Source organism: Streptomyces sp. NPDC058663, assembly GCF_042716745.1.
Classification (GTDB): domain Bacteria; phylum Actinomycetota; class Actinomycetes; order Streptomycetales; family Streptomycetaceae; genus Streptomyces.
The window spans coordinates 17,974-43,985 of the sequence record NZ_JBHXRV010000017.1; the positions used below are offsets into that span (position 1 = coordinate 17,974).

Genomic DNA, 26,012 nt, shown 5'->3' on the forward strand with positions numbered 1-26,012 from the left:
AGCCTCCTCAGCGGCGCGTGATGGTGACGCGGAAGTTGTTGAAGAACTTGTCCTCGAGCGTGTACGCGAAGATGTCGAGGTAGCGTTCGAAGCGGGCGACGACCTCTTCGCCCTCCATGGCCACGGCCTCGTCGCGGCGCTCGGCCAGCAGGACCAGCCAGGCGCGGCAGGCCATCGCGAACGACTCGCGCTCGTTGACGATCTCGTCGATCTCGAAGAGACCCTCGGCGGCGGCCGTCAGCTCGTGCAGGTGCGGGATGTGGCAGCCCTCGAACTCCGAGCGCTGCAGGAACTTCAGGTCGTCCAGGAGCGCCCGGTTCATCGGCAGCGCCTCGGCGGTCATGGTGTGCAGCACGAACTTGGCGCCCGGGTTCAGGGCGTTCGCGATCTGCTGGAAGAAGAAGCGGTAGCGCTTGGTGCGCTCCTTCGGCGGCAGGTTCGAGGAGACGAAGTGCTCCAGGGCGTTGATGCAGAACGCGGCGTCGTACTTCTCGCTGTCGTCCGCGACCTTGTAGTCCGCCCAGCTCTGCACCAGCGTCTTGATCCGCGGGTTGTTCAGCGCGTCGTTGAAGGCTTCCTGCGTACGGGAGAGCGTCAGACCGACCGCGGCCTCCGCACCGTGCACGGTGGTCACCCGGTTGATCATGGTGCCCCAGCCGCAGCCGATGTCGAGCACCCGCTTGGCACCGCCGGGCCGTACGTTCGCCAGCTCGGCGAACTTGTCCAGCTTGCGGTACTGGGCCGCATCGAGAGCGGCGACCAGGTCCTCGCCGGCCTCCCAGTAACCGCCGGAATACATCATCGAGGGACCCAGGATCAGCCGGTACAAGTCATTGCTGACTTCGTAGTGGTGCCTGATCGCATCGACTTCCGGGTCCACCGACTTGGGCGCGACCGTTGTCATCTGATCCTCATTCCTGTCCGGCGGGCCAGCACATTCCTTCAATTCGCGTCCGAGGAAACCGGATGCCCCGCAAGGAATGCGCAATACGGCCGCCGGGCGGCCCGCCGGGCAGGGAAGGGAACTCTCCGGGTCCGTCTTGCGACTTCCTTGCGGGGGCGGAGTTTTCATCGCATCGGTAAATAAGGACGCACCGCCGAGAGAGGACCGACCCATGTCGCTGCCCACCATCGAAGAACTGGCCAGCCAGCTCGAGGCCGTTTCCGGTGCCGCAGAGGTCAGCCCCGACGCCCCGCTCCAGCACATCGCGGACGTCGACTCGCTGGACCTGATGGAGTGGCTGTACGGCTTCCAGAACCAGTACCCGCACATTCCGGCCGACGAGTCGCTCTTCGCCGACCTCGACGACACCACCACGCTGCGTGACGTGTACGCGAAGATCGTGGCGCTCGTCCCGGCGAACGCGTAGGCGAGGGGCCTGTGTCCGGCTTCGACATCACCGGGTGGGGCATGTCCGTACCCGAACGCGTCGTCACCAGCGCGGAGCTCGCCGAACGCTTCGGCGTCGACGAGCACTGGGTGGTCAGCCGCTGCGGCATCCGTGAGCGGCGAGCGGTGGACCCGGGGCAGACGACCGCCTCGCTGGCCGTCGAGGCCGGCCGGCGGGCGCTGGAGAAGGCCGGTCTGACCGGCGACGACATCGCCCACCTCATCGTCGCCACGGCGACGCCCGAGCAGCCGTCCCCCGCGACGTCCGCGTTCGTCCACCACGAACTGGGCATCTCGGGGAGCGCGCACGACGTGAACTCCGAGTGCGCGGGCTTCGTCTACGGCCTGGTGTCCGCGATGGCGCTCATCGCCATCGATCCCCGGCCGATCCTGCTGATCGGCTCCGACACCCACACCCTCACCGCCAACCCCGAGGACCGGGACCTCTCCATCCTCGTCGGCGACGGCGCGGGCGCGGTCGTCCTGCAGGCGGGCCCGGAGAACCGGGTCAAGGCCTGGAACCTCGGCGCAGACGGCTCCTGCGCCGGCTCCCTCAAGGTCCTGGCAGGCGGCAGCCGCATGCCGACCACCGCCGAAACGGTGGCGGCCGGCCTGCACTACGCGCAGATCAACGGCAACGAGATCTACCTCAACGCCGTGCGCTACACGGTCCGCACCGTGCGCGAGACGCTGGAGAGCGCCAAGGTCGACGCGGCGGACATCGACCACGTCGTCCCGCACCAGGCCAACATCCGGATCATCAACTCGATCCTGTCGCACACCGGGCTGCGCCAGGAAGCGCTGATCACCAACCTCCAGAAGTACGGGAACACGGCGTCCGCGTCGATCCCCATCGCGCTCACCGAGGCGCTGGAGGAAGGCCGCATCAAGTCCGGCGACAAGGTCCTGCTGGCCGGCTTCGGTGCCGGTATGACATGGGGTTCGATCCTTCTGGAATGGGGCGGTGTCGCCGCATGAGCAAGAACAGTGCAGGTCAGCGGCCGGAATCCCCGGTCGCGCTCGTCACCGGCGCCTCGGGCGGCCTCGGCCAGGCCCTCGCCCTTGAGCTGGACTCCCTGGGCTGCCGGGTCGCGGTGCACTACAACAGCTCGCGGGACGCCGCGGCCGCGCTCCAGGAGAAGCTGACCAACCCCTCGGTGCTGGTCACCGGGGACGTCGGCTCCTGGGAGGCCGTGCAGGGCATGTACGCCACCATCACCGACGAGCTCGGCGCGGTGGACGTCCTGGTCAACAACGGGGCCATCCGCAAGGACGGCCTGATGGCCATGCAGAACCCGGCCGACTGGGCCCAGGTCATCCAGACCAACCTGATCGGCTCCTTCCACACCGCCCGCGCCACCGTGCCGTACATGCTGCGCAAGCGGTGGGGCCGGGTGCTCAACATCGTCTCCCCGTCCGGCATCATCGCGACGGCCGGGCAGACGGCGTACTCCGCCTCCAAGGCGGGGCTGATCGGCTTCACCCGCACCCTCGCGTCCGAATGCGGGCGCCGGGGTGTGACCGTGAACGCGCTCTCACCCGGATTCATGATCACCGGGATGACGCAGGACCTCCCCGACCGCGTCATCGAGGGCATGGAGGACAAGGCGCCCATCCCGCGCTTCGTCACGGTGGAGGAAGTGGCCCGCAGTGCGGGCCTGTTCCTGGACCAGGACTGCATGACGGGACAGGTCGTCTCGATCGACAGCGGTGTGTCCATCACCTGACGCCCCGCCTCCCCTCGTACCGGGCCCCGGCCGCGCCATCCCCCCGTAGCGGCCGGGGTTCGTACCGTGCGCGCGTGCTGGTGCGGGCCGCGCGCCGCGTGCGTGCTGTGCGGGCCGTACGCGTCAAAAGCCGCCGCCGGATCCTCTCCGGCGGCGGCTTCGACGCGTGCCCTGGGGGCTTGGGGGACTGGGGGCTGAGGGGCTTGGGGGACCGGGCGGCTGGTGCGGTGCGGGCCGCGGCGCCCCAGTCGTACCGGCGCGGGTTCAGGCCGCGGGGGAGGCCGGCAGGGAGGTGGGCAGCGGCGCCGCGGTGCGGGCGGCCGGCAGCGGGTGGGTGATGCAGCCGTGCGCGGACAGCAAGCACGGCCGGGGCGGCGCCGCCCTGCGGTCCACCTCGAACATGCCCATCAGCAGCGGGTCCAGCGCGGCCACCGGCCGCAGGGCGGGCCGCGGCTCGGGGGTGCGCAGCAGCTCCAGGTACACCGCCTCCGTCTCGGGCGCCGGGTCGATGCCCAGTTCCTCGGCGAGCACGTCGCGCAGCTGCTGGTAACTGCGCAGCGCCTCGGCCCGGTTGCCGGCCCGTGAGTGGGCCGCCATCCGGCACCGGTAGGCGCTCTCCCGGAACGGGGCCCGGCGCACCGCCTCCTCCGCGTACCGCAGCGCGTGGTGCTCGTCGCCGAGCGCGGAGGACGCCAGGCTGGCCGTCTCCAGGGCGTTCAGCCGCAGTTCCTCCAGCTGTTCGCGCATCGAGTCGACCCACTCGCCCTCGTGCGAGGGAAGGAACGAACCGCGCAGGTTCGACACGGCGCCGGCCGCCAGCTGCCGGGCCACCGCGTAGGCGCCCTGGGCGTACGCCGCGACGGCCTCGGTCACCGCGCTCTGCGCGACTTCCACGTCCACCACCGCGTGCTCCGGGATCCGCAGCACGTACCGGCCGCCCTGGGCGACCAGCGGTGTCTCGCCGGGCAGGTCCCGCGGAGTGGTGACGAACGCGCGGACCCGGCTCACCACGCTCCGTAGCGCCGAGGCCCAGGTGTCGGGCAGTCCCTCGGGCCATACAGTTTCGGCCAACTGGTCACGTTCGGTTCCGTCGGCCCGCTCGACCAGCAGCCGGGCGAGCGCCACTTGTGCCTGGGCGCTCGACAGGTGCTGCGGCGGGGCCCCGTCCTGCTCGATCGCGACAATCCCCACGAGTCTGATCAGCATTCTGCACTCTCCGAAACGGACGACTTCCGGCCGTGTCTGTCTAGTTCGTGCGCTCTCGAACATAACCGTGTGCCCGGTTCGCGTGTCAACGGCGAAATGCCCCGTCGACCGCTCTTCCAGCGCGACTGGACTGCCGCACTTCTCCCGCTCCTGCCGCGCTCGACTACCGCCCTCGCGCGTGACCTTGCGCTGCTATTGCGCCTCCGGAGCCCTAATGGAATTCCACTAGAGCCCCGCCGGAGAAACGGCAGGGCGCCGATGGAGTTCCGGGTCGGCCGGACGCTCGCGAAGGAGAAGAACGTGAACGCATCCGCTGCCTGGGAACGCCTGGAGCCGAAGCTCGCCTACTTCCGCGACAGGGTTGCCTCGCTGGAGTACGAGCCCGAGCGCAAGAACAGCTTCGTGGCGTACACCTGCGAGCGGAACTCGGCCTACGCGGACCTGGACGGCCGCCGCCTGCTGATGATGTCCGGCTACAGCTACCTCGGTCTGGCCGGCGACGAGCGCGTGGTCGCCGCCGCCAAGGCCGCCCTCGACCTCTACGGCACCGGCAACCACGGCGTCCGCGCCCTGGCCGGCTCCACCCCGCTGCACGAGGAGCTGGAGGCCGAGGTCGCCAAGGTCGCCGGCCGCGAGAAGGCGATGGTCTTCGGCTCCGGCTACGCGGCCAACACCGGCACCGTCGGCGGCATCGTCGGCCCCGGCGACACCGTCTTCATCGACAAGTACGACCACGCCAGCATCGTCGACGGCTGCCGCCTCTCCGGCGCCAACGTCACCCGCTTCCGGCACAACGACGTCGGCCACCTGGAGCGCCGGCTGGCCGCAGCCCCCAAGGGCGGGGTCCGCCTGGTCATCGTCGACAGCGTCTACTCCATGGACGGCGACATCGCCCCCCTGGTCGACCTCCGCAAGGTCTGCGACATGCACGACGCGCTGCTGATGGTCGACGAGGCCCACGCGCTGGGCGTCATCGGCGCCACCGGCAAGGGCATCGAGGAGCACTTCGACTACGAGGCCCGCGTCGACATCAAGCTCGGCACCCTCTCCAAGGCGATTCCCTCCATGGGCGGCTGGGTGGCGGGCTCCGCGGAGCTCATCCACCACCTCAAGTACGCCGCACGCCCCTTCCTCTTCTCCGCCGCGCTGGGCCCGGCCCAGGCCGCCGCCGCGCTGGCGTCCCTGCAGATCCTGCAACGGGAGCCGGAGCGGGTGGAGTTCATCCAGCGGGAGTCCGAGCGCTTCCGCCGCACCCTGCACGACGCGGGCATGAGCACCGTCGACAGCGAGACCGCCGTCGTCCCGGTCATCGCCGGGTCCGACGAGGCCGCCTACGACTACGCCACCACCTGCCGCAGGAACGGTGTCATCGGCCTCCCCGTGGTCACCCCCGCCGTCCCCAACGACCTGGCCAGGCTGCGCATCGCGATCACCGCCGCGCACACCAAGGCCGACCTCGACTTCGCCGCCGAGGCCTTCATCGCGTCCGCCCGCGAGTGCCGGATCATCTGAGCGCCCCGCGCCCACCCCGCAACCGAGCGCCCCGCGCCCACCCGCAACGACGGCTTCGACAGCCTCCGAGGAGCAGACATGCCTGGACAGTCCAGGGGCAGTTCGGCGCAGCCGCCCGTCGCCATCACCGGCATGGGCGTGGTCACCCCCGGCGGGTGCACCCCGGACGAGCTGTGGAACACCCTGCGGGCCGGCCGCTCCACCGCGGCCACCCTCACCCACTTCGACCTCAGCCGCCACCGGGTACGGATCGGCTGCCGCGTCACCGGCCTGGACGCCGTGGCGGGTCTCGTACCGGCGAAGGAAGCCCGCCGGATGGACCCCTTCGCCCACTTCGGTACGGCTGCCGCGCTCGCCGCGCACCGCGACGCCGGCGCACCCACCGCCGAGGCGGGCCGCACCGCGATCGTCGTCGGCAACGCGGTGGGCGGACGCGCCACCAGCGACCTGGAGTCCGCCCACTTCACCGAGGGCGGCCCGGCCAGGGTCAACCCGCTGATGCCGTTGATGACGATGCCCAACGCGGCCGCCGCGCACATCGCCATCCGGCTCGGCTGGACGGGCCCCGCCCTGACCGTCGCCAACACCTGCGCCAGCGGCGCCGACGCCATCGGCCACGCGCTGATGCTCCTGCAGACCGGCCGCGCCGACGTCGTCATCGCCGGCGGCGCCGAGCACACCCTCACCCCCGTCACGCTGGCCGGCTTCGGCAACCTCAACGCCGTCTCGATGCGCAACGACGACCCCGAGCACGCCTCGCGCCCCTTCGACAAGGACCGCGACGGCTTCGTGATGGGCGAGGGCGCCGGGTTCGTCGTGATGGAACGCCTCGCCGACGCGAAAGCGCGCGGCGCCCGCACCTACGGCCTGGTCGCCGGGTACGCCGCCACCTCCGACGCCTACCACCTCGCCATGCCGGTGCCCGACGGCGCCCTCGCCGCCGCCGCCATGGCAGGTGCCATCGCCGACGCGGGCCTGGCGCCCGAGGACATCGTCCACGTCAACGCGCACGGCACCTCCACCCCGCACAACGACCGCGCCGAAGCCGCCGCCCTCACCAAGGTGTTCGGCAGCGCGCAGCCCCCCGTCACCGCCCCGAAGTCCGTCATCGGGCACCTCATCGGCGCCGCCGGCGCCGTCGAACTCATCGCCACCGTGCAGGCCATGCGGCAGGGCGAAGTACCTCCCACCGCCAACCACGAACAGCAGGAGCCAGGAATGGACATCGACGTCGTCCACGGCGTACCGCGCGCCGTGCCGCAGGGACCCGCGATCACGAACTCCTTCGGGTTCGGCGGACACAACTCCTCCGTGGTGGTGATGCCGGTATGACGACCCTCGCCCTGCCGTCCCCGGTCCGTACCCTCACCGTCGGCGAACCGGCCATCACCGGCTACCGCACCGCGGCCCGCCACTGTCTGCCGCCCGCCAGGCCCGGCCAGGCGTCCCCGGTGCACGCCTTCGTCCTCGCCCACACCGTCGCCGAGCAGACCGTCGCCGCGCTCACCGAGGCCGAGCCGGGCCCGGTCTCCGTGGTCCACCTCGCCCAGGACATCCGCATCGTGCGCCAGGTCCGCCCCGACGAGGAGATCACCGTCACCCTGGAGGTGGCCGGCATCCGCAAGGAGCCGCGCGGCGCCCGGATCGCCCTGCGCACCGAGCTGACCGGCGAGGACGGCCCCGAGCCCATCGCCCACCTCACCATCTCCGCCCTGCTGGTGGGCGCCACGCTCCTTGAGCCGTACGGCGACATAGCCGGCGGCCCGCCCGCCCCCGCCCCCACCGGCGCGGGCACCCCGCAGAGCGCCACCCACGAGCTGAGCCCCGCCTGGATCCGCACCTACGGGCACGTCTCCGGCGACCTGAACCCCATCCACCTCGACCAGGAGGCGGCCCGCGCGGCGGGGTTCGAAACCGTCATCGCGCACGGCATGAGCGTCGTCGCCCTCGCCGTGGAGGAGGCCGTGGACCGGTTCGCCGACGGCGACGCCGCCCGGGTGCGCGGCCTGGGCTGCCGCTTCTCCGCCCCCGTACCGCCGGGCACCCCGCTGGAGATCGCCCTGCAGCCGGACGCCGAGGCCCGGGTCGTGCGCTTCACCTGCAAGACGCCCCAGGGCGCGGCCGTGAAGTCGGGCTGGATCGAGATCGCCCCGCCCCAGCCGGGAGGCCACCCGTGACCACCACCCCGCAGGGGACGAAAGCGCCGGCCACGAAGGCGCAGGCCGCCCCCGTCCAGGAGGCCGTCACCGCCCCGCAGGCCGCCCCCGCACCCACCCCCGGCCTGATCGCCGGGTTCCTCACCCAGGTACGGGACCGCCCGCACGCCACCGCCCTCGTCTTCAACGGCACCGAGACCACCTACCGCGCCCTCTACGAGCTCGCAGGCCAGGAACGCGACCGGCTCGCCCACCTGCGGCTCGGCCCCGGCGAACCGGTCGGTGTCCTCGCCGACAAGTCCCCGGCCACCGTCGCCCTGGTGCTGGCCTGCCTGCTCTCCCGGCGTCCGGTGATGCTCCCGTCCCCGGCCCTCGCCGATTCGCTGCTCGCCGATCTCTTCGCCCAGGCCGGCTGCGCACACGTACTGGCCCCCGGCGGCGAGCCGGCCCGTGTGACGCCCAACCCGGACGTCACCGCCCAGCCGCTGCCCGCCGACGAGGCCGCCGACGTGGCCCTCCTGCTCACCACCTCGGGCTCCACCAGCCTCCCGAAGATCGTCCCGCTGGGCACGGACGCCGTGGACCGCTTCACCCGCTGGGCGGGCCCCGCCTTCCAGGCAGGACCCGGCCGGACCGTCCTCAACTACGCGCCCCTCAACTTCGACCTCTGCCTCCTTGACGTGTGGACCACGCTCGCCCACGGCGGACGCGTCGTCCTCGTCGATCCGGCACTCGCCGCCCACGGCCGCCACCTGAGCGAACTGCTGCTGCGCCACGAGGTGCACGTCATGCAGGCCGTCCCGATGGCCTTCGGACTGCTCCAGGACGCGGCCGCCAAGACCGGCACCGTCTTCCCCGGCGTCGAGCACGTGATGTTCACCGGCGACGCCATCCCCGACCGCACCTTCGCCGCCCTGCCCGGCCTCTTCCCCCGGGCCCGCATCCACAACATCTACGGCTGCACGGAGACCAACGACAGCTTCATCCACGAGGTCGACACCACCGCGACCGCCTTCCCGCCCGTACCCATCGGCCAGCCGCTGCCCGGCGTGCAGGCCCTCCTGCTGGACCCCGACACCCAGGCCGTCGTCGAAGGGCCGGGCAGCGGAGAGCTGTACGTCTCCACGCCCTTCCAGACCCGCGGCTACCTCGACCGCACCCGGCACGCCGAGAAGTTCGGCGGCCACCCGCTGGGGCTCGACGGCCGCCGCTGGTTCCGCACCGGCGACCTGGTCCGGCGCGACGCCGCGGGCACCCTGCACCTGACCGGCCGCACCGACTTCCAGGTCAAGGTCCGCGGCGTCGCCGTCAACACCGCCGAGATCGAACGGGTCCTCCAGGAGCACCCCGACGTCCTGGAGGCCGGAGTGGCCGCCCTGCCCGACGCGATCGCCGGCAAGAAGCTCGTCGCCGGCGTCCAGCGGGCACCCGGCTCCGCCCTCACCGGGCTGCAGCTGCGCAAGCACTGCGCCCAGCACCTGCCCAGGGCCGCCGTGCCAGGACACCTCACCCTCATCGACGCCCCGCTGCCGAAAACGGCCACCGGAAAGGTCGACCGCAAAGCGCTCGACCGGCTCGACCAGCTGACCGCCACCGCCACCACACCCGAAGGAATCCCGTCATGAGCAACGTCGACACCATCAAGAACTTCGTCATCACCGAGTTCCTGCCGGGCACCCCGGCGAGCGAGCTGGCCTCCGACCACGACCTGCTCAACGACGGGGTCATCGACAGCCTGGGCGTCCTCAAGCTGATCGCCTGGGTCGAGGACCGCTTCCAGGTCGCCGTCGGCGACGACGACCTCGACCCGAACAACTTCCGCAGCGTCGAGGCCATCGACACCTTCATCGCCGAAGCCCGCGCGGCCGCCCCCGCGACGGTCTGATCCCGCCCCCGCCGCCCCCACCAGAGACGGAGACCGACCGTGCATGACGCACTCACCGGCCTGCTGCGACAGCAGGCCCCCGTCGGCCGGGAGACCTGGCGGTCCTGGTGGGACCAGCTCGGCGACGGCCGGCTCGACCAGACCCAGGCCGTCGCCCTGCTGACCTCGCTCACCAGCCGCATCCCGGACCACGAGACGCTGCGCCACCTGCTGGACTCGCTCGCCGAACGCCGGGCCGCGGCCCCGGTGGGTGCCTCCTGGCAGGACACCGTGAACGTCGTCGGCACCGGCGGCGGGCCCCGTACCTTCAACATCTCCACCGCCTCGGCGTTCGTCGCCGCGGCGGCCGGCGTCAAGGTCGTCAAGACCGGCTCCCGCGCCTACACCAGCTCGCTCGGTTCCGTCGACCTGCTGGAGCGGCTCGGGGTCAGGCTCACCTCCTCGTACGCCCAGACCGAGGACACCCTCGCCACCTACGGCATCGCCTTCACCGGCCCCTTCGTCTACCCCTCGCAGCTGACCCGGCTGGCCAGGACGGTGGCCCCGCTGAGCATGAAGCCCTTCGGGCGCTTCCTGAACGCGCTGGGCCCCTTCCTCGCCGACCTGCCGGTCACCGCCCAGGTCACCGGGGTCTCCGCGACGGCCCCGCTGGACACCCTGCGCTCCCTGGCCGCGAGCCACCCGGGCCGCAGGATCTGGCTCACCACCAACGACACCGGCGCCGACGAGCTGCTCCCCTTCGCCACCAACACCGTCCACGGTGAGAGAGCCCTGACCCGGATCATCCGGCCCGGCGAACTCACCCCCGCCGACGGCTCGTTCGGCGACCTGCGGCCCGCCGCCGACCCGGCGGACGCCGTCAACCACTTCCTCTCCGTCCTCTCCGGCACCGCGGGCCGCATCGCCACCCGCACCGTCTGCCTCGGTGCAGCCGCCCTCGCGGTGGCCACCGACACCCGCCGGGACTGGCACTCCGCGATCGCGCTGGCCGAACACGCGGTGCGCTCCGGCGCCGCCCGCGACCTGGCACGGCGGATCGCCGAGGCCCCCAAGCCCACCACCCCGTCGAAGAAGCCGGCGGTGGCCCATGCCTAGCCCCCTGGAGGTCACCGGGACCACGACCCCCGCACCCCCCGCACCCGCCCCCTTCTTCCCCCGCCGCACCGAAGGCCGCACCGGCCTGGCGCTGTTCCTCAACGCGGGCGACCCGCCGCTGCCGGTCCTGCGCGACCTGCTGCTGATGCTCGACGAGGAGGGCGTGGACTGCCTGGAACTGGCCGTCCCGTTCCCCGACTCGGTCACCGACGGCGCGGTCGTACGGCGCTCCGCGAGCCGGGCGCTGGAGCGCGGCGGGGCGGGCCTGGACGACGTACTCGCGTTCATCGCCGATGTACGGCCGCACCTGGCGCACACCCGGATCGCCCTGCTCACCGACTGGAGGTACTCGCTCGGCCACCGGGACCTGGCCGCCGCCACCCGCGACATCGCCGCATCGGGCGCCGACGGCCTCCTGATCCACGCGCTGCCGCCCCGGCTGCGCACCGCCCACCTGGAGTCGGCCGCCGAGGCCGGGCTCCCCGTCGTCACCACCTGCTACGCCAACAGCCCGCAGGAGACGCAGGCACAGGCAGCCGCCCGCGCCTCCGCCTACCTCTACCTCGTCGCCCACTACGGACGCAGCGGGACCGCACCCGCCGCCGGCCACGCCGCGCTCGCGCAGACGGTCGCGGGCCTCCGGGCGCACACCGCATCCCCGATCGCCGTCGGCTTCGGGGTCAGCACCCGCAGGCACGTGGAGGCCGTCGGGGCCGCCGGGGCGGACGCCGCGATCATCGGCTCCGCCGCCGTCGCCGCCATCGAGGCGGCGCAGGAGGCAGGACACGACGTGACCGAGGCCTTCAGGGCCTTCGTCCGCTCGGTCCTCCCGGACGGCACCCACGGCCCCCGCCACACCGCAGCTGCCACCGGCCCCACGGGCGCCGAACAGCCTTCCTGACCAGGCCGGTTCGTCCGGCCGGAGAGTTCCGCACCTCATCCAGCACCCTCGCGCACCACCCTCACCCCAGGAGACAGCCATGATCGTTCGTGACATCGAGTCCGTGAAGACCGTCGAGTGGGGCAACGGCCTCAGCCGCCGCTTCCTCCTCGCCGAGGACGGCCTGGGCTACTCGCTCACCGACACCGTCGTCAGCGCGGGCACCAAGTCCCGCCTGGAGTACGTCAACCACCTGGAAGCCTGCTACTGCATCGCGGGATCCGGTGAGGTCATCGAGCTCGACGGCACCTCCCACGAGATCGTCCCGGGCCGGATGTACGCCCTGGACCAGCACGACGCGCACTTCCTGGTGGCCAGCCCGCACGAGGACCTGCGCCTGGTCTGCGTCTTCTCGCCGGCCCTGCGCGGCGACGAGGTGCACAGCCTCGACGCCGCCACCTCCTCCGCCTACTGAGACCGGCGCACCAGCCCGCACCATCCGCCCACACAAAGGGGTCCGTCGTGATCCGTTGGAACACCGACCAGGCAGATCTGCGCGACAGCCTGGAGAGGTGGGGAGACGCACTCAGCGCAGACCACATCGAGCTCGACGAGCGCTCCGCCTTCTCCGAGGACAAGTGGAAGCTCGTCCAGAAGACCGGGATCCTCTCCCTGCCCTTCGCCGAGGAGTACGGGGGCCTGGGGCAGTCGCTCCTGACCACCATGTACGTGCTGGAGGGCCTCGGCGAGTACAACAGGGACGCCGGCCTGAGCTTCTCGGTCACCACGTCCATCTGCTCCACCGGCATCCCGATCCAGCAGTTCGGCACCACCGACCAGAAGGAGCGCTACCTGCCCCTGATCTGCTCGGGCGAGGCGATCGGCGCACACGCGATCACCGAGGCCGAGGGCGGCTCCGACGCCATGGCCATGACCACCCGGGCCGTCCGGGACGGTGACGACTTCGTCATCAACGGCAGCAAGGTCTTCGTCAGCAACGGACCGGTCGCGGACCTCGTCGTGGTCTACGCCCGCACCCACCCCGACGGCGGCCCGCTCGGCACCACCGCGTTCCTGGTGGACGCGAACACCCCCGGCCTGACCGCGGGCAAGCCCCTGAAGAAGATGGGCCTGCGGACCTCGCCGCTCAGCGAACTCTTCTTCGACGACGTACGGGTGCCCAGGAGTGCGGTACTGGGACGCGTCGGCGGCGGGTTCCTCGTACTGGACCACGTGATGAAGCGGGAGATCCTCTTCTCCTTCATCGTCAACGTGGGGGAGATGCAGCGCCGGCTGGACCGGTGTGTCGACTACGCGAAGACCCGCAAGTCCTTCGGCAAGGCGATCGGTTCGTACCAGACGATCGCCAACAAGATAGTCGACACCAAGATCCAGCTGGAGACCGCCCGCAAGTGGCTCTACGACACGGGCGAGAAGCTGGAAGCCGGTGAGAACGTCACCGAGGATCTCGCCATCTCCAAACTGGTCACGAGCGAGAGCAACCTGGCCACCAGCCTGACCGCCGTCCAGATCTTCGGCGGCCACGGCTACATGTCGGAGTTCGGACTGGAACAGGAAGTACGCAACGCCGTCGGAGGCACCATCTACTCCGGCACCAACGAGATCCAGTACAACCGCATCGCCTCGATGCTCGGGCTGGGCAAGTGACCCGGCTCCCACCCCTTCTGCTGAAGGTCTGCGGGGCCACGGCCCCGCAGGACATCGAGGCGGCGGCGGCCGCCGGGGCGGACTGTGTCGGCCTGTGGCACGGCATCCCCGGCGGCCCGTCCGAACTGACCGCGCAGCAGCTCGAATCCCTTGCGGGACAGGCCCGTTCGGCCGGGCTGCTGCCGGTACTGGTCACCTTCCTCGCGGACGCGGACGAGCTGGCTGCGCTGGTGCGGCGGGCCGGGATCGGTCTGGTCCAGCTGCACGCCTACCAGCCGCCCTCGCTCGTGCGGGCACTGCGCGAGGCACTGCCCGCCGAGGTCGGCATCGTCAAGGTGCTGCACGTCGACGGGGCGGGCGGCTGCGTGGAACGCCCGCTGGCGGGCGCGTACGCCAGGGCAGGCACCGACCTGTTCCTCCTCGACACCGCCACCGACGACGGCCGCATCGGCAGCACGGGACGCACCCTTGACCCCGCGCACCTCACGGCCCTGCTGCCCCGCCTGAGCAGGCCGTTCCTGCTGGCCGGGGGACTCACTCCGGCCAACCGCCCGGCGTACGGGGAGGTCGCGGACCACCCCGGGTTCCGCGGCATCGACGTCGACACCGCGGCCCGCTCCGCCCTCACCGGCGGCTTCGGCGTCCCGGAGATCGCCGCCCTGGCCCGCTCCTGGTGCACCGGCACCGGCACCCGCGCCCTGGACCCCGTCTGACCCCGGGGCCCCCGCCCCTCCCGAAGCCCCCTCCCGGGGCCCCTTCCGAAACGGAGCCCTTCGCGATGACGGACCGCAACCGGACCGACTTCCCTTTTCTCGAGGCCCTCCTGGCCGCCCCGACGCCCGTGGTGACGGAGGTGAAGAGGCTCGACTCCCACGGCTACAACCTGCTCGGCAGCCGCACCCCGGTCGGCATCGTCGAGGCGTACGAGGCGGCCGGCGCGCCCTGCATCTCGGTGGTGACCGGCCGCTGGTTCGGCGGCACGCCCGACCTGCTGCGCGACGTCGCCGCCATCACCAAACTCCCACTGCTGCAGAAGGACTTCATCACCCGCAAGGACCAGGTCCGCACCGCCAAGGAGCTCGGCGCCTCCGCCGTCCTGCTGACCGCGGCCCTGCTGCCCGCCTCCAGCATGCGCACGCTGGAGACGGAGTGCCTGCGCAACGGGCTGACCCCCTTCGTCGAGATCACCTCGGAGGCCGAACTCGAAAGCGTCCACCACCCCTCGGAATGCGTGATCGCGGTCAACAACAAGGACATCAAGAAGCGGGAGCGCGGCCGGGGGGACCTCGGCCGCAGCCTGGACCTGCTGCCTGCGGTCCGCGCCACGGGCACCCCCTGCCCGGTCAGCGCGAGCGGCATCGACAGTCCCGAGACCGCGGCCGGCCTCCTCGACGCCGGCTTCCGCGGCCTGCTGGTGGGCACCTCGCTGCTGCGCAGCGGGGCACCGGCGGCCTGGATGCGGTCCGTGGCCGGCGCCCGGAAGGAACTGATACTGCGATGAGCCCCCTCGCCTACGCCGAAGAAATCGCCCCGCCCGCAACCCCGCTCACCCTCGACGCCGGCGGCTTCCCCCTCTCGGCGCTGCTGGCCCGGCCCGCCCAGGGTCCGCCGCGCGCCACCGTCCTGGCCGTCCACGGACGCGGCACCGGCGCCGCGTACTGGAACTCCTTCGTCCCGCTCGCCACCGCCCGAGGGTTCGCCGTACTGGCCGTGGACCGGCCGGGATACGGGGAGTCCGCCGGGTTCCTCCCCGAGGGCCTGCCGCTCGCCGAGCAGGCGGCGGCCCTGCACACCGCGCTCAAGGACTACAGCCGCACCCACGAGAGCGGTGCCGGGGTCTTCCTGCTCGGACACTCCGACGGCGGCAAGGTCGCCCTGCACACGGCGGCGACCGAGGGCGCGCTCCCGCTCCTGGGCCTGGACACCTCCGGCACCGGCTACCGGTACCACCCCGAGGCCCTGCACTTCCCCACCACCCTGGGCGGCGGCGCCACCAAGCTCAACTGGGGCCCGCTGAACCTCTACCCGCCCGGCACGTTCCGGGCCAGCCGCTCCCTGCTCTCGCCGACCCCGTCCCGGGAAGCGGCGGAAACCGTCCTGTGGCCCCGCCAGTTCGAGGAGCTGGCCCCCCGTGTCCGCATCCCGGTCCGGCTGACCTTCGCGGAGCACGAACTGTGGTGGGAGCTCGACGAGGACACCCTGGCGGAGATGACCGGCCGGCTGACGGCGTGCCCGTCGGTCACCACCGCCCACCTCCCGGCGTCGGGCCACAACATCGGGCTCGGCCTCACGGCGCCGGCGTACCACCGGGAGGTGCTGGCCTTCGTCGAGCGGTGTGTGGGGGCCGCCGGGTGAGCGGGCGGCGGCCGGGCGGCCCTCCGGTCGGGCGGCCGCCCGGCGGCCACCCGGTCAGGCGAGCACCTGGCTCACCAGCCGGTCGCGCACCCTGGCCGGGATGGAGGGGGCGAAACGCTGGAGGTAGTGGTCCATGTGCAGGTCGTCGCCCAGCAGGAACGGGAGGTCGAAGACCAGCAGCTTGCGGACCGCCAGGAGCGGCAGCGGGGCGCGCAGCGGCCGGAAGTCCTCGTTGTAGAGACCCGGCTCCTCGCACACCGGGTGGAACTGGCCGATCATCAGACCCTCGGCCACGAACTCGTCCTTGGCCTTGAGCTGGAGCTCGTCCAGTTCCACCGAGTCGCTCGCGTCGAAGTCCGGCAGCACGAGGAGGATCGTGAGCAGTTCGCGGTCCTCCTCCGACAGCGGCGCGGACAGCTTGGCGTGGCGGGTGCGCAGCGAGTCGACCGCGGAGGGCAGGTCGTCACAGGCCGCCGACGGCACGGCCAGGTGGTACAGCTCCTTGCGCAGGGACGGCTGGGTGTACGGGCAGACCGGGCCCGTGCGGCCCAGCTCGGGGTGGCTGGAGACCAGGAAGTCCCGGCTCCAGTCCAGCACCAGGGTGAGCGGGGCGAGGTGCTGCGCGGGCACCTCGCCCCGCGTCACCTGGCCCGCGGTCCAGGACTGGATCAGGTCGTCGCCCCTCATCGGGGATCCCTCCACATCGGTCGCAGTGCGGGGCCGCCCCCCGGCAGCACGAGGTCCCCGCCCAGGCGTACGAAGCCGGCCTTCACGGTGACGGCTTCGCCGCCGGGGGAGCTGGCCTCCGTGTAGGCGCCCACTCCTTCCGCGTCGGCGCGCGCGACGACCGCTTGCAGCAGCCCCGTCAGCAGCCCGCCGCGCTGGTGGCCTGCCCTGACCCCGCCGAAGGAGAGGTAGTAGTGCGGGACGTCCACCGGGCGCCGTTCGGCCTGGTGGGCGGCGATGGTGCGCAGGGCGTCCGCGTACGGCCCCAGCGCCCGGCCGAGGGCCTCGTCGAGGGCCGCCTCGTCGGGTGCGGCGCCGGGCGGCAGGAAGAGGACCACGCCGTCGCCGCCGGGGTCGGCGAGGACGCCGTCGTACGCGGCGGACAGTTCGACGAACACCCGGAAGAAGCCGGGCAGCAGCTCGGCCCGCACCAGGGGGTCGGGGATCATCCAGCGGGTGAGGGCGTCGTCGTGGAAGCAGGAGGAGAGCAGCGCGCACAGGTCCGTGACGGCCGGCCGGCCGGACAACGGGGGCCGATGGGTCGTGGGCAAGGTGGACTCCAGGGTCGCGGGGCGGGGGAGTGCTGTGGTCAGGGCGCGGCGGTGGCCCGTGCGGCCAGCTCCGAGACACGCTCGTGCAGTACCGGCAGATAGTGCTCGTGCTCCGGTTTGAGCAGGACGCTGCGGATCACCCGGGCCGCCTCCGCGTCCCGCACCACCCGGGGGTGGCGCCGCTGGAAGGCGTCCGCGTCCGCGCGCAGCACGCTCAGGAACACCGGGTCGGGGTCCGCCGTCATCGCGTCGCGCAGCAGCCGCCCCGACGCCTCGTCGATCGCGGACAGCCGGCCGTCCGCGGTCGCCGGGAAGTACGTCACGATGTCCAGGTCCGGCCGCTGGTAGAGCTCCAACTCCCGTGAATTGGTGAGCAGTTGGGCCCAGTGCAGGGCTGCCCGCCGGTTGGCCGCCAGGATCTGCCCGAAGCCGTCCACGGTGAGCGGCAGCAGCTGGAGCGTCAGCCACAGTCCCGCGGCCGCCGCCCCCGCCCGCGAGCACTCCAGGCTGATCTCGCCCAGGTGCAGCTCGGAATCGGTGAAGTAGGTGTACGGCGAGTCGTGCGCGAAGTGCCGACCCGCGCGCGGGTCGGGGAACAGGACCGCCCCGCAGCCGTAGGGCTGGAGCCCCTGCTTGTGCGGGTCCACCACCACCGAGTCGCACTCCGCGATCGCCCGCCAGGGCTCCGCGTGGACGCCCCCGGTGCCGGCCCGGCCCAGGATCGCGAAGAAGCCGCCGTACGCCGCGTCCACGTGCACCCGTACCCCGTACCGCCTGGCCAGCGCCAGCACCTCGTGCACCGGGTCGACCGCGCCGAGCCCGGTCGTACCGGTGGTGACCACGACGGTGCCCACCCGGCCGCCGCGCAGCACGTCCTCGAGCGCGTCGAGATCGATTCTGCCGCGCACGTCCACCGGAACGCGATGGCCCTCCATGCCCAGCACGTGGCACATCCGCTCGTGCGTGTAGTGGCACTCGGAGCTGTAGGCGATCCCGCGCCCCGGGTGCAGCTCGCGCGCGACGTACAGGGCCTCCAGGTTGGCCATCGTGCCGCTGGTGGTCAGGTGCCCGACGTGGGAGGAGGCGAGCCCGAACATCTCCGCCAGCGCGGCGACCGCCTCACGCTCCATCTCCGTGGTCGCGGGCCCGCCCTCGGCGGCGTGGTTGTTCGGGTTGAACAGCATCGCGGTGAGATAGCCGGTGACGGCGGCCGGGTGCGGCGGCTTGACCATCTGGCCCGCGTAACGCGGGTGGAAAAAGGGGTAGTTGTCGTCCATCCGCTTGGCGAAGCGGTCGAACGCCTCGTCGAACGCGGTGGCCGTGACACGGTGCGCGTCATGGCCCTCGTAGGGGCCGAACCGCCCGCCCCACTCTTCGGCCACCGTCAGCGCGCGGGGCAGCCAGGCACGCAGGTCGTGCAGATCGTGCAGGTCCACGGGAGCCTCCGCCGGGGGCCGCACCGGGACTCGACGGGGCGGCTCGGGTCGCACGTACGCGGTCCCACGCACGCAACGCCAGCGTTGCCCAGCCCCCGCAAGGCCCCCGCAACGCCCTGCCGGCGCCCGCCCGCACCCCACCCGGGCCCGAGCGGCACGCAAGCCGCCTCTGGTGCACTCGCGGCGCGGCGCCCGGCGTCCGCCAAGCCCGCCCCGCCCCAGGAGGAAACCCCATGGTCACCAGACGCAGCGTGCTCGGCGGCGCCCTCGGCGCGAGCGGCGCCGGGCTGCTCACCGCGGGCGGGCTGATACCCCTGCTCCAGGCACGGGCCGCGGAAACCGGCCTCGAACCGGTCGCCGGGGCTCAGGCGGTGGCCGTGCCGCCCGCCTTCAGCGTGAAGATGCCCACCCTGCCCACGCTGAGCCCGGTGTCGACCCTCGGCGGCCAGGACACCTACCTCCTCACCACCAAGGAGGTGACCAAGGAGATCATCCCCGGCGTGCGGACCAGGGTCCTCACCTACGACGGTCACTTCCCCGGGCCCGTGCTGCGCGCCCGCAGCGGCCGCCGGGTGGTCGTGCGCCACCGCAACACCCTCACCATGCCGGTCTCCTGCCACCTGCACGGCGGCTCCGTCACGCCGGAGAACGACGGCGGCCCGATGGACACCTTCGCCCCCGGCAAGGAACGCACCTACGTCTACCCCAACCAGCAGCCGGCCGCCCCCCTCTGGTTCCACGACCACGCCCACCACATGGAGTCCGAGCACGTCTACCGCGGCCTGTCCGGCAGCTACCTGCTCTCCGACGACACCGAGCGCTCCCTCCCGCTGCCCGGCGGCGCGTACGAGGTGCCCATCGCGCTGCGCGACGCCCGCTTCGACGCCGCGGGCCAGCTCGTCTACGAGATGGACGACATGGGCCGCAGCACGATCCTGGCCAACGGGCGGCCGACCCCGTACTTCGAGGTGGCGGCCCGCAAGTACCGCTTCCGGCTGCTGAACTCCTCCAACATGCGCTTCTTCCAGCTGCGGCTGTCCGACGGCGGCCAGATCGTCCAGATCGGCACGGACGGCGGCCTGCTGGAGCGCCCCTTCGCCACCGACACCGTCGGGCTCTCCCCGGCCGAGCGCGCGGACGTGATCATCGACTTCTCCCGTTACCCGCTCGGCACGAAGATCGTCCTGGAGAACACCCTGGGCCCCGAGAGCCCCGACCAGGTGGGCAAGGTGCTGCGCTTCGACGTCGTCCGCAAGGCCTACGACAGCAGCCAGGTGCCCGACGTACTGCGCAGGCTGCCGCCGATGCCGAAGGCGACCGTGCACCGCGACATCGTCCTCACCATGGACGAGGACGGCCGCCAGGAGCCGCGCGCGTACCTGGACGGCAAGGTCTGGGAGGCCGACCGCATCGACCAGTCCATCGCCTTCGGCAGCTCGGAGATCTGGACCGTCACCAACGCCAACAAGATCATCCCGCACAACTTCCACCTGCACCTGGTCCAGTTCCGGGTGCTGGAGCGCAACGGCGCCCCGGCGGGCCCGGCCGAGGCGGGCCCCAAGGACACCGTGCGGCTCTTCCCCGGCGAGAGCGTGAAGCTGCACGCCACCTTCGACTCCTACCGGGGCACCTACGTCTACCACTGCCACCTGCTGGACCACTCGGCGATGGGCATGATGGCCAACTTCCGGGTGCGCTGACCGCCGGGCGGGGGCAGGTCGGCGGAGGCGGCGGGCGGAGGCGGTGAAGTCTGTCCGCGGAGACCTGTCCGCGGAGGTCTGTCCGCGGAGGTCTGTCCGCGGAGACCTGTCCGCGGAGGTCTGTCCGCGGTGCCGAGGGATCCTCAAGCGGTCCTCGACAGCTTGTCGAGGACCGCGCACCAGGGTTGTCCGGTACCGATGCGCATTCCCGGCCGACGCAGAGAGAAGCAGGAGGACCGCGGAAGAGAGTGCCTACCGGCCCCAGCAGACCTCCCCACCATCCGGAGGAATCCGTGAGCATCACCGATGCCGCTCCCATCCCCCTTCGAACCCAGGAACGCGCCGCGGAACTGGCCGAGATCAAGGCCCAGGCCGTGGCCGGGCCCAGCCCCCTGGCCACCGAACGCCAGCACGCCAAGGGAAAACTGACGGCACGCGAGCGCATCGGACTCCTTCTCGACGAGGACTCCTTCCACGAGATCGAGGCACTGCGCCGGCACCGCGCCACCGGCTTCGGCCTGGCGGACAACAGGCCCTACACCGACGGCGTCGTCACCGGCTGGGGCACGGTCGAGGGCCGCACGGTCTTCGTGTACGCGCACGACTTCCGCATCTTCGGCGGCGCGCTCGGCGAAGCCCACGCCACCAAGATCCACAAGGTGATGGACCTCGCGGAGGCGGCCGGCGCCCCCCTCGTCTCGCTCAACGACGGCGCGGGCGCCCGCATCCAGGAGGGCGTCACCGCCCTGGCCGGCTACGGCGGCATCTTCCAGCGCAACACCCGTGCCTCCGGTGTGATCCCGCAGATCAGCGTGATGCTCGGCCCGTGCGCGGGCGGTGCGGCCTACAGCCCCGCACTGACCGACTTCGTCTTCATGGTCCGCGGCACCTCGCAGATGTTCATCACGGGCCCCGACGTGGTGCAGGCCGTGACGGGCGAGAAGGTCTCGATGAACGGGCTGGGCGGTGCCGATGTGCACGCCGAGGTCTCCGGCGTCGCCGCCTTCTCCTACGACGACGAGGAGAGCTGCCTCGCCGACGTCCGTCACCTGCTGTCGCTGCTGCCCTCCAACAACCGCGAGACCGCCCCCCGCCTGCCCACCGACGACCCCGCCGGCCGCCGCACCGACTCCCTCCTGCGGCTGGTGCCGGCCAACCCGAACCAGGCGTACGACATCCGCCGGGTCATCGAGGAGATCGTCGACGACGGCGACTACTTCGAGATCCAGCCGGGCTGGGCGCCCAACGTGGTCTGCGCACTGACCCGCCTCGACGGCCACGTCACCGGGATCGTCGCCAACCAGCCCGCTGCGCTGGCGGGCGTCCTGGACATCAGGGCGAGCGAGAAGGCCGCGCGCTTCGTGCAGTTCTGCGACGCGTTCAGCATCCCGCTGCTCACCCTGGTCGACGTGCCCGGCTTCCTGCCCGGCGTGGACCAGGAGCACAACGGCATCATCCGGCACGGCGCCAAGCTGCTGTACGCGTACTGCAACGCCTCCGTGCCGCGCATCCAGCTCATCCTGCGCAAGGCCTACGGCGGCGCGTACATCGTCATGGACTCGCGCTCCATCGGCGCCGACCTGTCACTGGCCTGGCCCACCAACGAGATCGCGGTGATGGGCGCCGAGGGCGCCGCCAACGTGATCTTCCGCCGGGAGATCGCCGCAGCCCAGGACCCCGACGCCGAACGCACCCAGAAGATCAAGGAGTACGAGTCGGAGCTGATGCACCCCTACTACGCCGCCGAACGCGGCCTGGTGGACGACGTCATCGACCCCGCAGAGACCCGCTCCGTCCTGATCGGCGCCCTCGACATGCTGCGTGCCAAGTACACGGACCTCCCGTCCCGCAAGCACGGCAACCCCCCGGTATGAGCGAAGGAGCCACGACCATGACCACCGAGCCCCTGACCGCCGTACCCGCGACAGCGGAGTCCCTGACCGCCGCGCCACTGGCCGCGGAGCCTCTGACCGCCGTACCCGCGACGGCGGAGTCCCTGACCGCCGCGCCCCCCGCGGCCGGGCCCACCGCCCCGTGGCAGATCACCGGGGGGCAGCCCTCGGCCGAGGAGACCGCCGCGCTCACCGCGGTGCTGACCGCGCTGCTGGCCCACCACGCCGCCACGCGGCAGACCTCCGCCCACCCGACGCCCACCGACACCGTCTGGGACCGCCCCAGCTTCAATCCCCGCATATCCGCCGGGAGTTGGCGATACCGCTGAGCGTTCCCGCTGAGCGCTCCACCGGGAGTCCATCCCAGCGCCCCACGCCCCACCGTCCGCCGGACGCCGAGGAAAGGCAGCACCGTGCACCGCGCAATCCCCGAGCGCCCGGCGGACACCCTCGTCACCGAGGTGGCCGACGGCGTCCACGCCTACGTACAGCACCGGGGCGGCTGGTGCCTGAACAACGCGGGCATCCTCACCGACGCAGGCCACAGCGCCCTGGTCGACACCGCCGCCACCGAGGACCGGGCCCGCGCCCTGCGCCGCACCGCCCTCGCGCTGTGCCCCCTGCCGCCGCGTGCCGTGGTCAACACGCACTTCCACGGCGACCACACCTACGGCAACTTCGTCTTCCCCGAGGCCCTGACCATCGGCCACGCCCGCACCCGCACGATGACCCGGGCGGCCGGTCTGCACATGGCCTCCCTGTGGCCGGACGTCCGCTGGGGGGACATCGAGGTCGCCCCGCCCCAGCTGACCTTCGAGGACCGCACCACGCTCCACATCGGCGCACTGCGGGCCGAGCTCATCCACATCGGCCCCGCCGCGCACACCACCGACGACACCATCGTCTGGCTCCCGGAGCAGCGGGTGCTGTTCACCGGGGACCTCGCGATGAACGGCGTCACCCCGTTCTGCGCCATGGGCTCGGTCACCGGGTCGCTGCGCGCGCTGCAGCGGCTGCGGGCGCTCGGCGCCACCACGGTGGTGCCCGGCCACGGCCCGGTCGGCGGCCCGGAGATCCTCGACGCCAACGCGGCCTACCTCCGCTGGGTCCAGCAGCTCGCCGAGGAGGGCACCTCGAGCGGCACCGAGCCCCTCGTCCTGGCCCGCGCCACCCGCCCCGGCCCGTACGCCGGGCTCCTGGACCCCGAGCGGTTGCTGCCCAACCTCCACCGCGCGTACGCCGAGGCCCGGGGGCTGCCCGAGGGGGCGCCGCTCGACATTCCCGCGCTGTTCCGGGAGATGACCGAGTACCACGGAGGCCCGCCGCGCTGTCTCGCCTAACGGCCGGAATGCGTCGGTCCGCTGCCCGTGTGCTTCCCGGCCGGGACCGGCCGGGCCGGGACCGAGCAAGGACCGGCCAGGACCGGGCCGGGGCGTCAGGAGTTCGCGGGGGCCTTCTGCGTGGTGCCCTGCGAGCGGGCGGTCTTCTGCCCCGGCCTGCCCGGGTGCACCGTGTCCGGGTCCACCGCCTCCAGCGGGGAGCCCACCTTGTAGGGGCCCTCGGGGTCGTTGGGACGGTCGTGCGGCAGCAGGTAGAAGGTGCGCCGGGCGAACAGGCCGCTGTCGTGGCTGCGCTGGGCCTCGGGGGCCAGGTTGGCGTACCCGACGAGCCGGCCGTGCCGGGCGTAGCGCGGCTTGCCCTTGCGGGTGGGGACCTTGTCGAGCGCCTGGCGGACGTAGTCGAGGGCCGGTTCCTCCAGCCACACGATCTCGACCTCATGGGCGAGCTCGCCTGTCTGCGGCGTCGCGCTCATCGGTCCTCCTGGCTGTCCGTGGCGGGGCGAGAGCCTGGGCGCACAGCGGTCGCTCGCCCGCATTCTACGGTTGGGCCGGGCGCGGGGCCGGGGGCTTCTGCCATGACGTGGCTGATTCTCACGAGGTCCTGCCCGCCGCCGTGTGGGGGAGCAGGGCCAGGCCGGGGTAGAGCTTGGCGGCGTTGCTTTTGATCATATCGGCCGGTGAGCCGAGGCCCAGTTCCTGCCTGATGCGGCCTGCGAAGGCCCGTGCGGTGGATGTCCTGATGCCCTCAGCCGAGCACCAGCGTCCATACGTTTCATACAAGAGCTTCTGCTCCACGCGCAGTTCGGGGTTGGCATGGCCGTCCGCCCCCGTCCTGGTGCAGCACTCCTGGAGGAAGCGCCCGACGTGGTCCTCGGTGGTCTCGTAGGCGGCGGTGGCGACCTGCACGGTGTCGGGTCCGGTCAGCGGGTCGCGGGAGGCGAGGTACTTCATGGACCCCTCGATCAGCCAGTGCAGGATGCCGGGGCCCTCCTCGCGGACGAGCTCGTCGGCCAGGTTGTCGATCTTGCGCTCGTCGGGGACGCTGCGCTCGAAGGGGATGATGCGCATCCGCCGCCAGAACGCGTAGCCCCCGGTGCCGACCTCGGGGCGGTGGTTGCCCAGCAGCCACAGCTTGTGCGTGGGCGTGAAGGTGAAGAAGTCCTGCCGCATCCGGCGCGCGGTGATGGTGTCGCCGCCGGTCAGGAGCTTGACCCGGGCCTCGTTGAACTTGTCGTCGGGTCTGAGCTCGGAGCAGACCACGATGCGTCTGCCGTGGAGTTCGGTGAGCTCCGTGGAGTGTTCGGCGAACTTGCCCTTCTCCATGAGGAATCCGGGCGGGGCCGCGTTGGCGTAGTCGCCCAGCAGGCTGCTCAGCACTTCCAGCAGTACGGACTTGCCGTTGGCACCCGACCCGTACAGGAACGGCATGACCTGCGCGCCGACGTCCCCGGTGATCGAGTAGCCCAGTAAGAGGTGCAGGAAGCGGATGGTCTCCACCCCCCTGGGGCTGTCCCCGAAGGTGTCGTGGAGGAAGGTGTGCCAGCGGGGGACCGGCATCGGCCGGGGGGCCACGGTGGTGGCCCGCGAGTGCATGTCGGTCAGCGGGTCGGGTTTGCGCAGCTCGCCGGTCTTCAGGTCGACCACCCCGGAGGGCGTGCACAGGGCGTAGTCGTCGCCGTCGAGGGCGCTGGGGTCCAGGCTCAGGTTCGGGGCGGCCTGCGCCTGGTAGAGCATCGCCTTCAGCCCGGGGGTGGAGGCGGAGCGCCTGCGGTGGGCGGCCAGTTCGCGGCCGGTGAAGCGCTGCTGCGGGTCGCTCTCGGCGATCGACTCGGCCAGGTCTCCCGCGGCCCACACGGCGGCCTCGGCGCCCCCCGCGGCCTTCCACCGGTACTGGTCCCAGACGTGCCAGCCCATCCCTACGACGTAGCGGAACCGGTCCTGGTAGGCGCGGGCGAACAGCTTCGCGTTGCCCCGGTCGGTCAGCGCGTCCGGCAGCAGAGGCGGCTCACCCGCGGCCGGCGGGCCGGGCGGCCCGGCGGCCGGCTCGGGGACGCCGGCCTGCGCCGGGACGGCGGGCGGTGGTACGAGATCAATGCCGAGCTGGTGCATCTGCTGCGCCGCGCCGTCAGCATCGAAGCTGTTCATGAGCGTCCTCGAAGGAGAAGGGCGAACCGGTACCGGCCGCAGGCCGGAAAACCCGCCCAACGGGGCTGACGGGGCTGAGATTTCGGGTTGAGCCTAGCCCAACGGGCCCCTTTGCCCAGGTCGTTTCGCTCTTTGCTCGGATGGTTCCGATACACGTCCGAGTGCGTCCGTCTGCCGCCGCGGCGGGGCCCGCTTCAGCCCCGCGGGGCTGAACAGCCCCTTCAGCCCCGTCGCCAAGAGTGCAGGTCAGAGCGTTTTCCCGCAGAGGAGCGGGGCTGAAGGGGCTGAGACTGCACTTATCACCGCTCTAGAGCCTTTTTCTTCATACGCGTGCGTATGGAAAGGAAA

Annotated in this window: 26 protein-coding genes; 19 read left to right on the forward strand and 7 right to left on the reverse strand. The window is 72.0% G+C overall.

Translation table 11 applies throughout. The features are described 5' to 3' along the window. Positions 1-7: 7 nt before the first annotated feature. Positions 8-904 (reverse strand): class I SAM-dependent methyltransferase, encoded by an 897-nt coding sequence (locus ACFWVV_RS14800; RefSeq protein ID WP_384353765.1) that lies wholly within the window; start codon positions 902-904, stop codon positions 8-10. 211 nt (positions 905-1,115) lie between these two features. On the opposite strand from ACFWVV_RS14800, the gene ACFWVV_RS14805 reads away from it, so the two are divergent. From ACFWVV_RS14805 to ACFWVV_RS14815, 3 genes are read left to right on the forward strand one after another with little or no spacing between them, the layout of a single operon-like run. Beyond that, the gene (locus ACFWVV_RS14805) at positions 1,116-1,370 is read left to right on the forward strand and encodes a hypothetical protein (protein ID WP_384353763.1); all 255 of its coding nucleotides are present in this window, start codon (positions 1,116-1,118) and stop codon (positions 1,368-1,370) included. An 11-nt stretch (positions 1,371-1,381) separates the two neighbouring features. Then, the gene (locus ACFWVV_RS14810; RefSeq protein ID WP_384353761.1) at positions 1,382-2,368 is read left to right on the forward strand and encodes a 3-oxoacyl-ACP synthase III family protein; all 987 of its coding nucleotides are present in this window, start codon (positions 1,382-1,384) and stop codon (positions 2,366-2,368) included. Continuing rightward, positions 2,365-3,117 (forward strand): SDR family NAD(P)-dependent oxidoreductase, encoded by a 753-nt coding sequence (locus tag ACFWVV_RS14815; RefSeq protein WP_384353759.1) that lies wholly within the window; start codon positions 2,365-2,367, stop codon positions 3,115-3,117. Before ACFWVV_RS14810 ends, ACFWVV_RS14815 begins: the two co-directional genes overlap by 4 nt. 264 nt (positions 3,118-3,381) lie before the next feature. Here ACFWVV_RS14815 and ACFWVV_RS14820 read toward each other — a convergent pair whose 3' ends face one another. After that, positions 3,382-4,323 (reverse strand): BTAD domain-containing putative transcriptional regulator, encoded by a 942-nt coding sequence (locus tag ACFWVV_RS14820; RefSeq protein ID WP_384353757.1) that lies wholly within the window; start codon positions 4,321-4,323, stop codon positions 3,382-3,384. 300 nt (positions 4,324-4,623) lie between these two features. Between ACFWVV_RS14820 and ACFWVV_RS14825 the strand changes: the two genes are divergently transcribed. The 12 genes from ACFWVV_RS14825 (at position 4,624) to ACFWVV_RS14880 (ending at position 15,874) form a co-directional block, all read left to right on the forward strand. After that, a complete protein-coding gene (locus tag ACFWVV_RS14825; RefSeq protein WP_384353755.1) occupies positions 4,624-5,835 on the forward strand; it encodes an aminotransferase class I/II-fold pyridoxal phosphate-dependent enzyme in 1,212 nt (403 codons plus the stop codon). 78 nt (positions 5,836-5,913) lie between these two features. Continuing rightward, positions 5,914-7,167, forward strand: coding sequence for a beta-ketoacyl-[acyl-carrier-protein] synthase family protein (locus ACFWVV_RS14830; protein WP_384353753.1), 1,254 nt, complete (start codon positions 5,914-5,916; stop codon positions 7,165-7,167). After that, positions 7,164-8,012, forward strand: coding sequence for a MaoC/PaaZ C-terminal domain-containing protein (locus ACFWVV_RS14835; RefSeq protein WP_384353751.1), 849 nt, complete (start codon positions 7,164-7,166; stop codon positions 8,010-8,012). The genes ACFWVV_RS14830 and ACFWVV_RS14835 overlap by 4 nt, the downstream gene beginning before the upstream one ends. Continuing rightward, positions 8,009-9,616 carry an AMP-binding protein gene (locus ACFWVV_RS14840; protein ID WP_384353749.1) on the forward strand — a complete coding sequence of 536 codons (1,608 nt, stop codon included), beginning with the start codon at positions 8,009-8,011 and terminating at the stop codon, positions 9,614-9,616. The genes ACFWVV_RS14835 and ACFWVV_RS14840 overlap by 4 nt, the downstream gene beginning before the upstream one ends. Continuing rightward, a complete protein-coding gene (locus ACFWVV_RS14845; RefSeq protein ID WP_384353747.1) occupies positions 9,613-9,876 on the forward strand; it encodes a phosphopantetheine-binding protein in 264 nt (87 codons plus the stop codon). The genes ACFWVV_RS14840 and ACFWVV_RS14845 overlap by 4 nt, the downstream gene beginning before the upstream one ends. Before the next feature lie 39 nt (positions 9,877-9,915). Beyond that, entirely contained in the window at positions 9,916-10,971 is a 1,056-nt protein-coding gene (locus ACFWVV_RS14850) for a hypothetical protein (RefSeq protein ID WP_384353745.1), read from the forward strand. Then, positions 10,964-11,872: a tryptophan synthase subunit alpha gene (gene trpA / locus ACFWVV_RS14855; protein ID WP_384353743.1), complete on the forward strand. Its 909-nt coding sequence runs from the start codon at positions 10,964-10,966 to the stop codon at positions 11,870-11,872. The genes ACFWVV_RS14850 and trpA overlap by 8 nt, the downstream gene beginning before the upstream one ends. 79 nt (positions 11,873-11,951) lie before the next feature. Next, positions 11,952-12,326, forward strand: coding sequence for an ectoine synthase (locus ACFWVV_RS14860; protein WP_384353741.1), 375 nt, complete (start codon positions 11,952-11,954; stop codon positions 12,324-12,326). A gap of 47 nt (positions 12,327-12,373) precedes the next feature. Then, on the forward strand, positions 12,374-13,519 hold the full coding sequence (locus ACFWVV_RS14865) for an acyl-CoA dehydrogenase family protein (RefSeq protein ID WP_384353739.1): 1,146 nt from the start codon (positions 12,374-12,376) through the stop codon (positions 13,517-13,519). Continuing rightward, positions 13,516-14,232 carry an N-(5'-phosphoribosyl)anthranilate isomerase gene (locus ACFWVV_RS14870; protein WP_384353737.1) on the forward strand — a complete coding sequence of 239 codons (717 nt, stop codon included), beginning with the start codon at positions 13,516-13,518 and terminating at the stop codon, positions 14,230-14,232. The genes ACFWVV_RS14865 and ACFWVV_RS14870 overlap by 4 nt, the downstream gene beginning before the upstream one ends. Before the next feature lie 65 nt (positions 14,233-14,297). After that, a complete protein-coding gene (locus ACFWVV_RS14875) occupies positions 14,298-15,020 on the forward strand; it encodes an indole-3-glycerol-phosphate synthase (protein WP_384353735.1) in 723 nt (240 codons plus the stop codon). Further along, positions 15,017-15,874: an alpha/beta hydrolase gene (locus ACFWVV_RS14880; RefSeq protein WP_384353733.1), complete on the forward strand. Its 858-nt coding sequence runs from the start codon at positions 15,017-15,019 to the stop codon at positions 15,872-15,874. The genes ACFWVV_RS14875 and ACFWVV_RS14880 overlap by 4 nt, the downstream gene beginning before the upstream one ends. A gap of 54 nt (positions 15,875-15,928) precedes the next feature. Here the strand turns inward: ACFWVV_RS14880 and ACFWVV_RS14885 are convergent, their stop codons facing one another. Genes ACFWVV_RS14885 through ACFWVV_RS14895 form a run of 3 tightly spaced genes read right to left on the reverse strand, consistent with a single transcriptional unit; the run spans position 15,929 to position 18,587 of the window. Then, the gene (locus tag ACFWVV_RS14885) at positions 15,929-16,561 is read right to left on the reverse strand and encodes a DUF6875 domain-containing protein (RefSeq protein ID WP_384353731.1); all 633 of its coding nucleotides are present in this window, start codon (positions 16,559-16,561) and stop codon (positions 15,929-15,931) included. Beyond that, positions 16,558-17,151 (reverse strand): hypothetical protein, encoded by a 594-nt coding sequence (locus ACFWVV_RS14890; protein WP_384353729.1) that lies wholly within the window; start codon positions 17,149-17,151, stop codon positions 16,558-16,560. Before ACFWVV_RS14890 ends, ACFWVV_RS14885 begins: the two co-directional genes overlap by 4 nt. Before the next feature lie 38 nt (positions 17,152-17,189). Next, positions 17,190-18,587: a pyridoxal phosphate-dependent decarboxylase family protein gene (locus ACFWVV_RS14895; protein ID WP_384353727.1), complete on the reverse strand. Its 1,398-nt coding sequence runs from the start codon at positions 18,585-18,587 to the stop codon at positions 17,190-17,192. A 233-nt stretch (positions 18,588-18,820) separates the two neighbouring features. Between ACFWVV_RS14895 and ACFWVV_RS14900 the strand changes: the two genes are divergently transcribed. From ACFWVV_RS14900 to ACFWVV_RS14915, 4 genes are all read left to right on the forward strand, one after another. Beyond that, a complete protein-coding gene (locus ACFWVV_RS14900; RefSeq protein WP_384353725.1) occupies positions 18,821-20,287 on the forward strand; it encodes a multicopper oxidase family protein in 1,467 nt (488 codons plus the stop codon). Between the two features lie 317 nt (positions 20,288-20,604). Next, the gene (locus ACFWVV_RS14905) at positions 20,605-22,161 is read left to right on the forward strand and encodes an acyl-CoA carboxylase subunit beta (protein WP_384353797.1); all 1,557 of its coding nucleotides are present in this window, start codon (positions 20,605-20,607) and stop codon (positions 22,159-22,161) included. 17 nt (positions 22,162-22,178) lie between these two features. After that, on the forward strand, positions 22,179-22,508 hold the full coding sequence (locus tag ACFWVV_RS14910; protein ID WP_384353723.1) for an acyl-CoA carboxylase epsilon subunit: 330 nt from the start codon (positions 22,179-22,181) through the stop codon (positions 22,506-22,508). An 84-nt stretch (positions 22,509-22,592) separates the two neighbouring features. After that, a complete protein-coding gene (locus ACFWVV_RS14915) occupies positions 22,593-23,519 on the forward strand; it encodes an MBL fold metallo-hydrolase (RefSeq protein WP_384353721.1) in 927 nt (308 codons plus the stop codon). Positions 23,520-23,614: 95 nt separating this feature from the next. On the opposite strand, the gene ACFWVV_RS14920 is transcribed toward ACFWVV_RS14915, so the two are convergent. Together ACFWVV_RS14920 and ACFWVV_RS14925 are read right to left on the reverse strand one after the other, a co-directional pair. Further along, positions 23,615-23,992: a DUF6009 family protein gene (locus ACFWVV_RS14920; protein ID WP_384353719.1), complete on the reverse strand. Its 378-nt coding sequence runs from the start codon at positions 23,990-23,992 to the stop codon at positions 23,615-23,617. A 118-nt stretch (positions 23,993-24,110) separates the two neighbouring features. Further along, complete coding sequence (locus tag ACFWVV_RS14925) at positions 24,111-25,664, reverse strand: phage/plasmid primase, P4 family (RefSeq protein WP_384353717.1); 1,554 nt, start codon at positions 25,662-25,664, stop codon at positions 24,111-24,113. Positions 25,665-26,012 lie beyond the last annotated feature (348 nt).